The 14,367-nt window shown below is 26.7% G+C and carries 16 protein-coding genes; 11 read left to right on the forward strand and 5 right to left on the reverse strand.

Annotated elements, in window-relative coordinates; genetic code table 11:
* Window positions 1–20 precede the first annotated feature (20 nt).
* The 5 genes from ubiE to AACT_RS03500 all read left to right on the forward strand — a co-directional run bounded on the left by ubiE (window position 21) and on the right by AACT_RS03500 (window position 5,916).
* Window positions 21–731, forward strand: coding sequence for a bifunctional demethylmenaquinone methyltransferase/2-methoxy-6-polyprenyl-1,4-benzoquinol methylase UbiE (gene ubiE / locus AACT_RS03480; protein ID WP_172124997.1), 711 nt, complete (start codon window positions 21–23; stop codon window positions 729–731).
* Between the two features lie 154 nt (window positions 732–885).
* A complete protein-coding gene (gene xseA, locus AACT_RS03485; protein ID WP_172124999.1) occupies window positions 886–2,157 on the forward strand; it encodes an exodeoxyribonuclease VII large subunit in 1,272 nt (423 codons plus the stop codon).
* Between the two features lie 54 nt (window positions 2,158–2,211).
* Window positions 2,212–2,691: a chemotaxis protein CheW gene (locus AACT_RS03490; RefSeq protein WP_172125001.1), complete on the forward strand. Its 480-nt coding sequence runs from the start codon at window positions 2,212–2,214 to the stop codon at window positions 2,689–2,691.
* A 23-nt stretch (window positions 2,692–2,714) separates the two neighbouring features.
* Complete coding sequence (locus tag AACT_RS03495; protein WP_172125003.1) at window positions 2,715–4,067, forward strand: response regulator; 1,353 nt, start codon at window positions 2,715–2,717, stop codon at window positions 4,065–4,067.
* 247 nt (window positions 4,068–4,314) lie between these two features.
* Window positions 4,315–5,916, forward strand: coding sequence for an IS1634 family transposase (locus AACT_RS03500; RefSeq protein WP_172124149.1), 1,602 nt, complete (start codon window positions 4,315–4,317; stop codon window positions 5,914–5,916).
* A 244-nt stretch (window positions 5,917–6,160) separates the two neighbouring features.
* On the opposite strand, the gene AACT_RS03505 is transcribed toward AACT_RS03500, so the two are convergent.
* Window positions 6,161–6,691: a peptidylprolyl isomerase gene (locus AACT_RS03505; RefSeq protein WP_172125005.1), complete on the reverse strand. Its 531-nt coding sequence runs from the start codon at window positions 6,689–6,691 to the stop codon at window positions 6,161–6,163.
* A 150-nt stretch (window positions 6,692–6,841) separates the two neighbouring features.
* Here AACT_RS03505 and AACT_RS03510 point away from each other — a divergent pair, with 150 nt between their 5' ends.
* The 6 genes from AACT_RS03510 (at window position 6,842) to groL (ending at window position 10,814) form a co-directional block, all read left to right on the forward strand.
* The gene (locus tag AACT_RS03510; protein WP_172125007.1) at window positions 6,842–7,204 is read left to right on the forward strand and encodes a (2Fe-2S) ferredoxin domain-containing protein; all 363 of its coding nucleotides are present in this window, start codon (window positions 6,842–6,844) and stop codon (window positions 7,202–7,204) included.
* Window positions 7,205–7,217: 13 nt separating this feature from the next.
* The gene (gene panD / locus AACT_RS03515; protein ID WP_172125009.1) at window positions 7,218–7,601 is read left to right on the forward strand and encodes an aspartate 1-decarboxylase; all 384 of its coding nucleotides are present in this window, start codon (window positions 7,218–7,220) and stop codon (window positions 7,599–7,601) included.
* Complete coding sequence (locus AACT_RS03520; RefSeq protein ID WP_172125011.1) at window positions 7,594–7,914, forward strand: YbaB/EbfC family nucleoid-associated protein; 321 nt, start codon at window positions 7,594–7,596, stop codon at window positions 7,912–7,914. The genes panD and AACT_RS03520 overlap by 8 nt, the downstream gene beginning before the upstream one ends.
* Before the next feature lie 4 nt (window positions 7,915–7,918).
* Window positions 7,919–8,779: a polyprenyl synthetase family protein gene (locus AACT_RS03525; protein ID WP_172125013.1), complete on the forward strand. Its 861-nt coding sequence runs from the start codon at window positions 7,919–7,921 to the stop codon at window positions 8,777–8,779.
* Between the two features lie 140 nt (window positions 8,780–8,919).
* Window positions 8,920–9,177, forward strand: coding sequence for a co-chaperone GroES (gene groES, locus AACT_RS03530; RefSeq protein ID WP_172125015.1), 258 nt, complete (start codon window positions 8,920–8,922; stop codon window positions 9,175–9,177).
* Window positions 9,177–10,814 carry a chaperonin GroEL gene (groL, locus tag AACT_RS03535; RefSeq protein ID WP_172125017.1) on the forward strand — a complete coding sequence of 546 codons (1,638 nt, stop codon included), beginning with the start codon at window positions 9,177–9,179 and terminating at the stop codon, window positions 10,812–10,814. Before groES ends, groL begins: the two co-directional genes overlap by 1 nt.
* Window positions 10,815–11,132: 318 nt before the next feature.
* On the opposite strand, the gene AACT_RS03540 is transcribed toward groL, so the two are convergent.
* Genes AACT_RS03540 through AACT_RS03555 form a run of 4 tightly spaced genes read right to left on the reverse strand, consistent with a single transcriptional unit; the run spans window position 11,133 to window position 14,364 of the window.
* The gene (locus AACT_RS03540) at window positions 11,133–12,518 is read right to left on the reverse strand and encodes a sensor histidine kinase (protein ID WP_172125019.1); all 1,386 of its coding nucleotides are present in this window, start codon (window positions 12,516–12,518) and stop codon (window positions 11,133–11,135) included.
* The gene (locus tag AACT_RS03545; protein WP_172125021.1) at window positions 12,508–13,176 is read right to left on the reverse strand and encodes a response regulator; all 669 of its coding nucleotides are present in this window, start codon (window positions 13,174–13,176) and stop codon (window positions 12,508–12,510) included. The genes AACT_RS03540 and AACT_RS03545 overlap by 11 nt, the downstream gene beginning before the upstream one ends.
* 4 nt (window positions 13,177–13,180) lie before the next feature.
* Window positions 13,181–13,909 (reverse strand): metallophosphoesterase, encoded by a 729-nt coding sequence (locus tag AACT_RS03550; protein ID WP_172125023.1) that lies wholly within the window; start codon window positions 13,907–13,909, stop codon window positions 13,181–13,183.
* Window positions 13,909–14,364, reverse strand: coding sequence for a hypothetical protein (locus tag AACT_RS03555; protein WP_172125025.1), 456 nt, complete (start codon window positions 14,362–14,364; stop codon window positions 13,909–13,911). The genes AACT_RS03550 and AACT_RS03555 overlap by 1 nt, the downstream gene beginning before the upstream one ends.
* Window positions 14,365–14,367: the final 3 nt, after the last annotated feature.

Below are 14,367 nucleotides of genomic sequence, written 5' to 3' on the forward strand. Positions count from 1 at the left end.
GAAAATAGGATTAATATAAAATGGGTAAACAAGAAAAAATTGTATCAATGTTTAATGATATTGCAGGGACTTATGATGTTGCAAATAGAGTTTTATCAATGGGAATTGATAAATCTTGGAGAAATAAAGCTTGTAATTTAGCTTTTAATTTTTATGGTAAAAAAGATATAGGAAAAATAGTAGATGTTGCTTGTGGAACGGGAGATATGATTCTGTTTTGGAAAAAAGTTGCAAATGAAAATAAAATCAATCTTCAAAACATAGTTGGAGTTGATCCAAGTGTTGGAATGATGGAAGTTGGTAAGAAAAAACTTCCAGAAGTAGAGTTCATTGAAGCAGGAGCTGCTGATATGCCTCTTGAAAGTGATAGTACTGATATTATTTCTATTTCATATGGTATTAGAAATGTAGTTCAAAGACAAGAAGCTTTTGATGAGTTTGCAAGAGTTCTAAAAAAAGATGGTTTAGTTGTAATCTCAGAGTTTACAAAAAATAAAAAAGAGAAATTATTAGATCATGTAACTGATTTTTATATGAATAAAGTTTTGCCAGTTTTAGGTGGAATGATTTCAAAAAATAAAGAAGCATATACTTATTTGCCAAACTCAATTGATGAATTTTTAACAACTGAAAATTTATGTAAAGAGCTTAAACTTGCAGGGCTTGAGCCAATTCATGTAAAAGCTTTTTCAATGAATATATCAACTTTAATCATAGCTAGAAAATTATAGTTTTTTAGCTCTTTTTTGAATCTTCTTCGTTGAAATGATATTTTTATTCAGTCACATACTTTAGTATGCTCTTTCATAAAAATATTATTTCGCCTTGAATCTTCTAAAAAATAGTCTAAAAACCTATCAATTTTCATTTTAAAGAAAGGCAAAAATGAATAATCCTATTTCGGTATCTACTTTAAATGTACAAATAAAATCACTTCTTGAAACAACGTTTATCCAAGTTTACGTGGAAGGTGAGATTTCTAATCTTACTTACCATAACTCAGGACATATATATTTTTCAATTAAAGATGAAAGCTCAACACTATCATGTGTTATGTTTAAAGGTAATACAAAATATCTAAAATTTCAGCTTGAAAATGGACAAAAAGTTGTAATCAATGGAAATATAACTGTATATGCTCCAAGGGGAAATTATCAACTTTTATGTAATAAAATTGAACCATCAGGGCAGGGTGCTTTAGCATTTGCTTTTGAACAATTAAAAAATAAACTTGAAGCAAAGGGTTATTTTGATGGTAATTACAAACAGCCACTTCCAAAATATCCTAAAAAAATAGTTCTTGTTACATCTGCAACAGGTGCTGCTATTGAAGATATGAAAAAAGTAGCAAATCATAGATGGCCTTTAGTTGAATTTATTTTAATTCCTACTTTAGTTCAAGGTGAGGGTGCTGCAAGTGATATTTCAAACTCTATTAAATTTGCTGATAGCTTAGCTTGTGATATTATGATTGTAGGTCGAGGTGGCGGAAGTATTGAGGATTTATGGGCATTTAATGAAGAAATTGTAGCAAATGCTATTTATGAAGCTAAAACACCTATTATTTCAGCTGTTGGACATGAAGTTGATTATTTGATTTCTGATTTTGTAGCTGATATTAGAGCTGCAACTCCTTCAAATGCAATTGAGATTGCTCTTCCTGATATAAATGAACATAGAATTTATTTAGATTCTTTAGTAAATGAATATAATAATAGATTAAAGAATATTTTATTTTCAAAAGAGCAAGAACTTTCAAATATGAAAAGATTGATGGAACAAAATTCTATTGATACTAAATTTAATTATATTCAAACAGAAATAAATCTTTTAAAATCATCATTTAAAACAGATTTATCACAAAAAATTTTATCTTCTTCAAATGAATTAAATTTATTACATAATACTTTTAAAAATTCTTATTCATCATTTTTAGTAAAAACTCAAAATCAAATAGATTTATTAAAAACAAATTTTGAATTAAATCATCCTGATAAAAAAGATAAAAAAGGTTTTGTTCAAATTTCTAAAGATAATAAAATAATTTCTTTAGAAGATTTAAACATTGGTGATGAAATTAAACTTCAAACGCCAAAGTACATTGGAACTTGTATTTTAAATAAAGTTGAAAAACAATCAGATTTAAGTTTACAGTAGGTAAAATAATAGCAAACAAGTTTAATCTCTTGTCTTAATAAAAAGGAATGTTTTATGGAAAATAATGATACTAAAGTAATAAATTATGCTAATACAAGTGAATTTATGACATTTGAATTGGGCGCTATGAAGTATGCAATTGAATTACCAAAAATTAGAGAAATATTAACATATCCAGATAATATAACTCCTTTACCAAATACAACAAAATGGGTTAAAGGTTTAATTAATCTTCGAGGTGAAGTTGTACCTATTTTAGATATTAGAATTAAGTTTAATACAGGTCCTGGAACTTATGATGAAAATACTTCTGTAATTGCAGTAATAACAGAAGATAAAAGAATGATAGGAATTATCGTTGATTTAGTTGATGATGTTCAAAGACTTGATACTACAATGTTAGCTCCAGTTTCTGAAATGGGATCTGCAATTCCAGCTAAATATTTAAAAGGCTATGTAAGACTTGATAATAATCAAATGCTAGTTGTTATGGATATTGAAAGAGTTGTTGCAAAAGAAGAATTAAGAGATTAAAAAAATTAAAATTAAGTGATTTTATGAGTATAGATAAAAATTTGTTAAAAAGATTAACCCTTTTATATGTTGAAGATGATGACATAATCAGAAATGAATTATCTCAACTATTAGCAAATTTTTTCTCCCAAGTTTTAGTTGCAAAAGATGGGAAAGAAGGTCTTCGAACCTTTTTAGAAAATCAAGATACAATAGATATAGTTTTGACAGATATAAATATGCCTTTATATAATGGTATAGAGATGGTTAAAAAAATAAGAAATATCGATAGTAAGATATCTGTTATATTTGCAACTGCTTATTCAGATAATGAATTTCTTCTAGATGCTATTAAACTTAGAGTTCAAGAATATATTATTAAACCAATTGATATTAGAAAATTATTATCTTTTTTAAATGATATTGCAAGTAATTTATATCAAGAATTTTTATTAAAACAACAACAATACGAATTAACTAAATATAAAGAGATTTTAGATTCAAATAATATTGTAATAAAAACTGACGCACGATTAAACATAACTTATGTAAATCAACTTTTTTGTGATATTTCAGGATATAGTGATAGTGAATTAATAGGTAAAGAATTCAAATCCTTAAAGTTTCCAGATGTTTCAAATGATATATATACAGATTTATATGCAAAAGTATTAAATAATAAACCTTGGCATGGAAATTTAAAAAATATTAAAAAAGATAAAACGCATTATACCTGTGATGCTCATGTTTTTCCTACATTAGGTGAAAATGGTGAAATGAATGGCGCTATTTCAATTCAAAAAGATATTACAAAAGAGTTAAATAAAAAAAGAGAAATTCAATTAGCTTTAATGCGAGATAAAAGTGATATATTTATTAGAAGTAAAGAGGGAAGCTTAGAACAAAATCAATTAATAAATGATTTGAGATTTAAATTACAAAATCTTCAAGTTGAATTAGAACAATCTGTAAGAAATGTAGATAAATATATGTATAGTAATGAGAAATACAGATTAGAAAACAAAAATCTAAAAACAGAAATAGGTTTATATAAAAAGAATAATAATTCTAGCACAGCACTTAAACTAAATAGAGAAAATAGTGATTTAAGAATAGAAAATAAAAAACTAAAAGAAAAATTATTACAAATAGAACTTGATGATGAAAAGAAATTATCTCAATTAAGAGTATATTCTGATGAAACAAGAAGTGAATTAGAAGATAAAATTAGTGAATTAACAGAGCAATTAGAATCATTACAAACAGATGATGTATTAAAACAAAAATTTGAATATTGGAAAGACAAAGCAAAAGCTGAAACGGCAAGAATTGAAAACCTTGAAAAACAAATAATTGCTTATGCTGATGGAGTTACTTTAAATAAAATTTTTGGATAATTTATAATTTTAAGCTCAAGGGTAAATCAAGAAAAACTTGATTTACTCTTTAATTGAAATAGAAATAATTTTAACATCTTCTAAAGGCTTATCACCTTGGTATTTATTTGTAGGAACACTCCTGACTTTCTCATTTTTATCAAAAATCAATTTTTCTAAAAGTGATATCCCTTATTAAAGGGCTTTATAGACTATAAAATTCATAAAAGTGTGTGTCCTATAGTCTAAAACCTGCTACAATTTTAGTATGAGTTTACATATTAGACAGAAGAAAAATAGTAGTGGAACAATCAGTATTCAGATTATCGATAGAGTTCATAGGAAATATAAGGTTATAGAAACTATTGCTTGTGTAAAAAATGATTTAGATTTACAAATTTATTTAGATGTTGCAAATAAACGTTTAGAAGAACTGCGTCAACAAATGTATCCTACTTTATTTGATGAAAATAAAAATGAAGAGTTAATATTCATAGAACTTGGAAATAATGATTTAATACCAATAGGTGATGAATTAATCTATGGAAAATTATTTGAACGATTGGGATGTTCTAGTGTAGATTTGGATTGTAAAAGACTTCAGATGTTTAAAAATCTTGTTGTATCAAGATTACTGTATCCTGGTAGTAAATTATATTTGATTGATTATCTTGAATATTTTAAAAAAGAGAGTGTAGATAAAAATGCTATCTATAGATTTTTAGATACACTTTATGAAGAGAATTTAAAACTACAAATTGAAAAATGTGTATTTGATCATACTTATGCAAAAATGAACCAAACTATTGCATTTACATTTTATGATGTTACAACCCTGTACTTTGAATCTGAGAGTGAAGACGATCTTAGACGTATTGGATTTAGTAAAGAGGGTAAATTAGCACGTCCTCAGATACAACTGGGATTGTTTACAACACTACAAGGATATCCATTAAGCTTTGAGGTTTATGAGGGTAATAAATATGAGGGACATACTTTAGTTGATGTACTTAAAAAGTTTCAAAATAAATTTCAATTAAAAAATAAACCTGTAGTTGTAGCTGATAGAGGAATGCTAAACAATAATAATCTAGTATATCTTGAAAATAATGGATATAAATATATCCTTGCAGCCAAAATAAAAAATATATCAAATGATTTAAAAGAGCAAATATCAAACTTGATATTTTTAAATGATGGAGTAACTCATACACTTAAATTTAATAAAGATATACCATATACTGATGAGAATGACAATAAACAATCCATAAATATCAATCAAAGGTTAGTTCTTTCATATTCAACGGCAAGAGCTAAGAAAGATAAACATAATAGAGATAAAGCACTTGAAAGATTAAAGAAAAAAATTGAATTCTCAAAATCTATCACAAAAAAAGATTTAAAACTATCATACTATGCTAAATATCTTAACATCGATGATCATAAATGTGATATCACTTTTAATATCAATAATCAAAAAGTTGATAATGATTCAAAATTAGATGGTATAAAAGGTTTTATTACAAATGATTTTACACTAACACCAAGTGAAATTATAGAACACTATAATAATCAATATGCAGTAGAACAAGCATTTAGAATATCAAAAACTGATCTTAAAATCAGACCCATATACCATAGGCTAGAAACCAGAATAAAGGCTCATATTCTTATTTCATTTGTATCATACTCAATTTATAAAGAGTTTGATTCAAAACTTAAAGAAAATAATATTAAATTTAAATTCTCACAAAAACTTTTAAGAGATATAATTAAACATATGTTTGCACTTAGAACAAATGGAAAATTAGTCTACTTGAAATTTGATGAAATTCAACAACAAGTTTATAATGCAATTAAAAATAGTTAAAAAGTGTGTGTCCATATGAGAAAGTCAGGAAATTAGTGAATTAACAGAGCAATTAGAATCATTACAAACAGATGATGTATTAAAACAAAAATTTGAATATTGGAAAGACAAAGCAAAAGCTGAAACGGCAAGAATTGAAAACCTTGAAAAACAAATAATTGCTTATGCTGATGGAGTTACTTTAAATAAAATTTTTGGATAATTTATAATTTTAAGCTCAAGGGTAAATCAAGAAAAACTTGATTTACTCTTTAATTGAAATAGAAATAATTTTAACATCTTCTAAAGGCTTATCACCTTGGTATTTATTTGTAGGAACACTTTCTATTTTCTTAACTACATCATATCCATCTTTTACATAACCAAAAATAGTATATCCACCATTTAAATGATAGGCAGGAACAGTTGTAATAAAAAATTGACTGCCATTAGTATTTGGACCTCTATTAGCCATTGCTAAGATACCTGCTTTGTCAAATACTGCATTTGGTGCAAATTCATCTTTGAATGGTTGACCCCAAATTGATTCTCCACCAGCTCCTGTTCCTGTTGGATCTCCAGCTTGAATCATAAAACTTCTAATAACTCTGTGAAAAGTAATGCCATTGTAATATCCATTTTTTGAATGAGTTACAAAGTTTTCAACAGCTTTTGGTGCTAAGTCAGTTCTTAATTCTAGAACAATATTTCCCTTTGTAGTTTCCATAGTAGCAATAGGATTAGATGCTTCTAAAAGTAACACAAATGAACAAAGGAAAAATAAAACTTTTTTCATATAAACCCTTTTTTTTGATAAATTTTTAAAATAGTATATTATATTAGCTTTAAAAAAAAATAAAAAGTAGATTTTTATTAGAATTTAAATATAAAGTGTTAAAATTCTGCAAAATTATTATAGAATGCACTATTTAAAAGAAGGAATAACATGGAAATGCCAAGTATCCCACAACCAACGTTTTATATATTCAAATGTGAGCAGGCTTCACCTCCTGGAATGCCAAAACCGTCATGTGTTAATGAAAATACAAGAGATTTATTTAATCATACAGCTCAAACTTTAATGAAGAGTGGTTTGATGGGTCCAGTTCAAGTTGTTAGGACTTCATGCCTTGGAAGATGTCAAATGGGTCCACTTATGCTAGTAGAGCCAGGACATTTTATGTATTCTCATTTATCTAAGGAAAAAATAGATAGAATTATAGAAGAACATATACTAGGTGGAAACCCAGTTGAGGAGTATTTAATACCTTCTCAATATTGGGGTGAAGCAGTTAATTTAGCGAAATAAAAGGGATTGAAATATGACATTTGATATGCTATATAGTAAAATTCATAGAGCAACTGTAACAGATGCGAATTTGAACTATGTTGGATCAATTACTATTGATGAAGATTTAATGAAAGCATCAACTTTAAGAGTTGGTCAAAAAGTTGATATCGTTAATATAAATAATGGAGAAAGATTTCAAACTTATGTAATTAAGGGAAAAGCTGGATCTAAAGAAATGTGCTTAAATGGAGCAGCCGCTAGAAAAGTTGCCATTGGTGATAAGATTATTGTTATTGCTTATGCTTCATATAGTGAAGCTGAACTTGAAAATTATAAACCAACTGTTGTTTTAGTTGATGAAAAGAATAATATTGATTTAATAACTCATGAACTTATAGGAAGTGATTATGTTTGATGGAATTGATTTAAAAAACTTAAATTTAAATGATATGATGAATCAGTTTCAAGATATGGCAAATAAATCAAAAGAAGACAATGCTTCAAGAATCTTCACTGCAAAAGCAGGTGGTGGAATGGTTGAAATATCAATAAATGGAAACTCAGAAGTTATTGATTTAAAACTTGATGATTCATTATTGGAAGATAAAGATTCATTACAAATTTTATTAATATCAGCAATGAATGATGTAATAAAACAAAGTGATGAAAATAAAAAAATGATGGCTATGAATATGATGAGTGGATTAGGTTCTTTTGGACAAAAATAACTCTATGCAAAATTTAGCAAAATCTTTTGAAGATTATTTATTTCATAATCTTCCTAAGTCTAAAACATTTCATCCTTATTTTGAGGATGCTTTAGCTCATATGTTAAAAGCAGGTGGAAAAAGATTTCGACCTATGCTTTTATTATCTGTAGTAAAATCAAATAAAAGCTTATTAATACCAAACACTTTATGTGTAGCTCTTGGTCTTGAATTCTTACATACTTACTCTTTAATCCATGATGATTTACCTGCTATGGATAATGCTGATTTAAGAAGAGGTTTTCAAACCTTACATAAAAAATATGATGAAGTAACAGCTATACTTGTAGGTGATGCTTTAAATACAGAAGCCTTCAATTTAGTAGCAAATGCTTCATTATCAAATGATATTAAAATTGATTTAATTAAATGTTTAAGTTCTAATGGTGGAATAGATGGCATGATAATTGGTCAAGCTATTGATTGTTTTTTTGAAAATCAAAAGTTAGAACTTAATCAATTAGAATTTTTACATATTCATAAAACAGCAAAATTAATTGCAGCTTCTTTAAAAATGGGAGCAATTATTTGTGAGTATGATTTACAAACACAAGAAAAACTATATAACTTTGGAATTGATTTAGGATTATTATTTCAAATTCAAGATGATATTATTGATGAAATTTGTAGTTCAGAAGAAGCTGGAAAAACAACTCAAAATGATGGAGCTAAAAATTCTTTTGTAAATTTATTGGGACTAGAAGGTGCTAAAAAAAGTGCAGATGAATTATCTTTAAAATGTATAAAAACACTTAATACCTTTGATTTTAATTTAAAAGAGTCTTTGGAAGAACTTTTATTAGAATATATCAATCGGCATAAATAGAAATATCAAACTCTTAGTCAAATTAACTCAAAGCTCTTGACAAATATTCAAAAATTTAATAAAATTTAGCACTTGGAAATTTAGAGTGCTAAATATCTAAGTTTTAATAGAAAATATTATAAATAATAAAAGGAAATACTATGAATTTTAGACCACTAGGTGAAAGAGTTCTTGTTAAAAGAACAGAAGTAGAAAATAAAACAGCAAGTGGAATTTATATTCCTGATAATGCAAAGGAAAAACCACATACAGCTGAAGTTGTAGCAATTGGAAATAAAGTAGAAGATATAAAAGTTGGTGATACAGTAGTATTTGAACAATTTAGAGGTACAGAATTTAAACTTGATGGTCAAGAATATCTGATTTTAAATATTGAAAACGTTATAGGAGTTATGTAATGGCAAAAGAAGTTTTATTTGGTGATAACGCAAGAAATAGATTATATGCAGGTGTTGAGAAGTTAGCAGATGCAGTAAAAGTTACAATGGGACCAAGAGGTAGAAACGTATTATTACAAAAATCTTTTGGAGCACCTACAATTACAAAAGATGGTGTTTCAGTTGCAAGAGAAATTGAATTAAAAGATACATTAGAAAATATGGGAGCACAACTTGTAAAAGAAGTAGCTTCAAGAACTGCTGATGAAGCAGGAGATGGAACAACGACTGCAACTATCTTAGCACACTCAATTTTCAAAGAGGGATTAAGAAACGTAACAGCAGGTGCAAATCCAATTATCTTAAAAAGAGGTATGGATAAAGCAACTGAAGCAATTTTAGCTGAACTTAAAAAAGCATCAAGAGTAGTTGCTAATAAAACTGAAATTGAGCAAGTAGCTACTATTTCTGCAAATTCAGATAAAGCAATTGGTTCTATGATTGCTGAAGCTATGGATAAAGTTGGAAAAGATGGTGTTATTACTGTTGAAGAAGCAAAAGGTATCTCTGATGAATTAGATGTTGTTGAAGGTATGCAGTTTGATAGAGGTTACTTATCTCCATATTTTGTAACAAATGCTGAAAAAATGATTGCAGAATTTAATAATCCATTCATTTTATTATATGACAAAAAAATCTCTTCTTTAAAAGAGATGTTACCAATTTTAGAATCAGTTAATCAAGCTGGAAGACCTTTAGTAATTATTGCTGAAGATGTTGATGGTGAAGCATTAGCTACTCTTGTAGTAAATAGATTAAGAGGTTCTTTAAATATTGCAGCTGTTAAAGCTCCAGGATTTGGTGATAGAAGAAAAGCTATGCTTGAAGATATCGCTGTATTAACAGGTGGAACAGTAATTTCAGAAGAAATGGGAATGAAACTTGAAACTGCTGAGTTCTCTTGTTTAGGAACTGCTACTAAATTAGTAATTGATAAAGATAATACTACTATTGTTGATGGAAATGGTGACAAAGAAAGAGTAAAAGCTAGAGTTGGTCAAATCAAAGCTGAAATTTCTAACACAACTTCTGAATATGATAAAGAAAAATTACAAGAAAGACTTGCAAAATTAAGTGGAGGAGTAGCTGTTATTAAAGTTGGAGCTGCATCTGAGACTGAAATGAAAGAGAAAAAAGACAGAGTTGATGATGCATTAAGTGCAACAAGAGCTGCTGTTGAAGAAGGTATTGTAATTGGTGGTGGAGCTGCATTAATTAGAGCTGCTGCTAAAGTTACATTAGTTCTTGAAGGTGATGAGGCAATTGGTGCTGCAATCATTTTTAGAGCAATTAAAGCACCTTTAAAACAAATTGCTACAAATGCTGGATATGATGCTGGTGTTGTTTCAAATGAAGTTGAAAAATCTGCTAATGAGAACTTAGGATTTAATGCTGCAACTGGTGAATATGTAGATATGTTTGAAGCTGGAATCGTAGATCCTGCAAAAGTTGAAAGAGTTGCAATGCAAAATGCTGTTTCAGTTGCATCTTTACTATTGACTACAGAAGCTACAGTAACTGATATAAAAGAAGACAAACCTTCAATGCCTGCAATGCCAGACATGGGTGGAATGGGCGGAATGCCAGGGATGATGTAATAAATAATCTTTGATTATTTTTAAAAGGTAAAGTTTTTAAACTTTACCTTTTTTTATGTCTAAATACTTTTGATACTATTATTAAATATTTTTATGTTAGAAGGCATAAAAAAAGGGTCTTTAGATTTCTCTAAAGACCCACTAAAATATTATTTTTCAAAACACTACTCGTGTTTATCTGAATTTACTCGAAAGTAAACTTACTTTTAAATTTAAATTGTAACAACCGTAAAAAGTGAAATCATCGTCATTCGTACCTCCACATTGTTTAGATAGTGTAATTATAACATCATTTTACATTAAAGTAAACTGAATTTTCTAAAAATTATTTTCTATTGGAAAAGATATAGTTAAAGTTGTTCCAATATTCTCTTTACTTTGAATATTTATTTTTCCTTTATGAATATCTACAATCTTCTTTAAAATGGACATTCCCAAACCCGTTCCGCCTGAATTTTTATTCCTACTTTTATCTGTTCTATAAAATTTTTCAAATATTTTAATTTGTTCATTTTTTTCTATTCCAATTCCAAAATCTTGAACAGAAATTTCAAAGAAATTACCTTTTTTATAACTTTTGACTATTATTTGAGAATTTTTATGACTAAATTGTATTGCATTTTTAAGTACATTTTTTAAAGCTATCTTTAAAAGGTTTGAATAACCTCTATATTCTATAGTATCTTCTAGTATAAAATTCATCTCTATCTGGTTTAATTTTGCAAAACTTTTTACTTCATTTATTGATTCATCAATAATTTCATCAAAATATATATCTTCTTGATTATCTATTAAAATATCTTTTTCATTTTTTGCTAAAAATAGTAAATCATTTATTGTTTTTTCAATTATGATTATTTCATTTAATGAACTACTCAGAACACTCTTATATTCTTCATTTGAACGCTCTCTTCTTAATGCAATCTCTATTTCACCTCTTATTATTGTCAAAGGAGTTTTTAGCTCATGAGATGCATCTGAGCTAAATTGGGAAATTTTCTCAAATGATAATTCTAATCTTTTTAATAAACTATTTACTTCTTCGACAAGTTGATTTATTTCATCTTTATTTTTATTGCTTTTTAGTCTTGCAGATAAGTCTTTTGCATTTATTTCTTTTAATTGTGATAATATATTTTCAATTGGTAAAAATGATTTATAGATTAAAAAATTACCACCAATTAAAGAAAAAATTAAAACAATTGGTAATATAAAACTAAGAATGTATAAAACATTTTCTAAAGTTGAAGTTAAAATATCTTTTGTTGTTACAATTTCTAGTATTACTACTTTTTCATTATGAAAATCTATTTTAATTCTACTTACTAAATAGTTGTTTTGTTCTTCAAAGGTAACTGTATTTTGTTCTAAGTTATTTAGATATTGATCACTATGTTCAATATTCTTTGGAAAGTTTGATGTTTGAATTAATTTTTCATGGGTATTGTTATCTAAGATTCTTATAAATAAAGGTTCAAATTTATACTCTTTTTCTGCATCTAAAATTATATCTGTTATAACTTTTTTTTCAAGTAAATCATCCGTTACATCAAGTATTATAACTTTCAAAGTTGCTTGAAGTTTATCTAATGTTGAAATTTCTAGGGCTTTATAAAGTGAGAAAGAAAAGATAGCTAGAATAATAATTTGAATTAAAAAGCTATAGATTAAGAGTTTCTTCTTTATTGATAATTTACTTGTCACTTATTTTAAATCCTATTCCTCTTATTGTTTTAATTAGTTTTTTATCAAATTTTTTATCAATTTTATTTCTTAATCTATAAATATATACATTTACAATATTACTAATATTTGAATCTTCAAATGATGATAATGCTGAATTAATCATGGTCTCACTCAGAACTCTATCTTTATTTTTAATCAAAAACTCAAGTAGGGTAAACTCTTTTGATGTAAGAACAATATTTTCATTAGCTCTTGAGGCTGTTTTATTTAATAAATCAAGTTCTAAGTCATCTATAGATAGTTTTAATAAAACAGAATTATTAGATCTTAATTGCACTCTAATACGAGCTAATAATTCAGCAAAAGAAAAAGGTTTTGCTAGATAATCATTTGCTCCAATATCTAAGCCTTTTATCTTATCTTCAATAGAATCTTTAGCAGTTAGCATAATAATAGGAGTTTGATTATTTGAATCTCTTAGGCTTTTACAAACTTCTATTCCATCCTTTACGGGAAGTTGAATATCTAATAAAATCAAATCATATTCATTTACACTTGCAAGATATAAACCCTCATCTCCATTTGTTGCACTATCAACAACATAACACTCTTCAACTAAGCCTTTTTTTAAAAAACTTACGATTTTTTCATCGTCTTCTATTATTAATATTTTCATAGAATTATTTTACACTTTTTGCTATTAATTTAAGTAAGCTTATTTCATTATCTGCTTTATATCTAAAATCCACACCCCAAGTTCCTAAACCTTTGTTTACATAGATTGCTGTTTGTCTTCTATAAAACAAACCTGCTAAAAATGGTTGTACAACTCTTACTAAATAGTGAAAAGGAAAAATTTGACCACCGTGTGTATGTCCGCATAAAAATAGATTTGCTTTCGAATTAAGAGCAATTTTGTAATCTTTTGGTTGATGGGAAATGAAAATAGAAGGAGAGTTTAAAAGATATTTTTCTATTTGTTTTTCTTCTCTTTTTATTTTAAAAAACTTTGAAAATCTATCACTAAGTCCTGCTAGATATATAATTTCATTTTTATAGATAAACTCTTTACAACTATTATCCATAAAAATAAAATTTGTTAACTCTTTTTTTAAATCCTCCAAACCATAAAACAGATCATGATTTCCACTTATATAATAAACTTCTTGTTTTAATCTATTTAATACTTGTAAATGCTCTTTTATAAACTTCACTTTTGTATCAATAATATCTCCTGTAATAACAGCAATATCAAACTCTAAATCATTACAAACATCTATTAACTCTTGCATTTGTACTAATGAGCTTTTTTTATGTATATGTAAATCACTTAAGTGAAGTATTTTAAGATTATGTAGTTTTTCATTTTCTACGAATATTTCTATTGATTTAGGTTTTGGAAGAGTCATTAGTGAAAAAACTTTTCTAATTCATTTTTTGATGAAATGTATTTAATATCATTTACCTGACCATTAAAAATAGAGTAAATTGTAGCTTTATTCTCTTTTTTTAAAAATTTAATACTATTATCATCATAAATTAAAAGAATAGTATATTTATAATCTCTTAAATGAGGAATTGTAAACATTCTTGTAATAATTGTTGAACTTGAAGTAATATTACTTATAAACACAGCATGTTTATCTTCTAAAAAATGTTCACTTTTTGACGATAAAAAATCATTTATCATCTCTAAAGTATCTTTTTGAAAAGTTACAATAATAGTGGAAATTCCACTATTAATTGTATGAATTTTGTCAAATTGATCTGTTAGTGAAAAATTGCTTATTTTATCGTTTATTTTTAAGTTACTAGCAAATATTATTGCTGGAAATAGTATTGATAATATAAGTTCTTTTATCATCTA

Origin of the sequence: Arcobacter acticola (assembly GCF_013177675.1) — a bacterium.
In the GTDB taxonomy this organism is placed as follows: domain Bacteria; phylum Campylobacterota; class Campylobacteria; order Campylobacterales; family Arcobacteraceae; genus Aliarcobacter; species Aliarcobacter acticola.

Bases quoted from the DNA above. Each gene is read 5' to 3' on its own strand.
- AACT_RS03505 (WP_172125005.1), bottom strand. From the start codon at position 6,691: ATGAAAAAAGTTTTATTTTTCCTTTGTTCATTTGTGTTACTTTTAGAA.
- AACT_RS03545 (WP_172125021.1), bottom strand. From the start codon at position 13,176: ATGAAAATATTAATAATAGAAGACGATGAAAAAATCGTAAGTTTTTTA.
- AACT_RS03500 (WP_172124149.1), top strand. From the start codon at position 4,315: ATGAGTTTACATATTAGACAGAAGAAAAATAGTAGTGGAACAATCAGT.
- AACT_RS03550 (WP_172125023.1), bottom strand. From the start codon at position 13,909: ATGACTCTTCCAAAACCTAAATCAATAGAAATATTCGTAGAAAATGAA.
- AACT_RS03520 (WP_172125011.1), top strand. From the start codon at position 7,594: ATGTTTGATGGAATTGATTTAAAAAACTTAAATTTAAATGATATGATG.
- AACT_RS03495 (WP_172125003.1), top strand. From the start codon at position 2,715: ATGAGTATAGATAAAAATTTGTTAAAAAGATTAACCCTTTTATATGTT.
- groES (WP_172125015.1), top strand. From the start codon at position 8,920: ATGAATTTTAGACCACTAGGTGAAAGAGTTCTTGTTAAAAGAACAGAA.
- AACT_RS03555 (WP_172125025.1), bottom strand. From the start codon at position 14,364: ATGATAAAAGAACTTATATTATCAATACTATTTCCAGCAATAATATTT.
- AACT_RS03510 (WP_172125007.1), top strand. From the start codon at position 6,842: ATGGAAATGCCAAGTATCCCACAACCAACGTTTTATATATTCAAATGT.
- AACT_RS03490 (WP_172125001.1), top strand. From the start codon at position 2,212: ATGGAAAATAATGATACTAAAGTAATAAATTATGCTAATACAAGTGAA.
- AACT_RS03525 (WP_172125013.1), top strand. From the start codon at position 7,919: ATGCAAAATTTAGCAAAATCTTTTGAAGATTATTTATTTCATAATCTT.
- xseA (WP_172124999.1), top strand. From the start codon at position 886: ATGAATAATCCTATTTCGGTATCTACTTTAAATGTACAAATAAAATCA.
- panD (WP_172125009.1), top strand. From the start codon at position 7,218: ATGACATTTGATATGCTATATAGTAAAATTCATAGAGCAACTGTAACA.
- ubiE (WP_172124997.1), top strand. From the start codon at position 21: ATGGGTAAACAAGAAAAAATTGTATCAATGTTTAATGATATTGCAGGG.
- groL (WP_172125017.1), top strand. From the start codon at position 9,177: ATGGCAAAAGAAGTTTTATTTGGTGATAACGCAAGAAATAGATTATAT.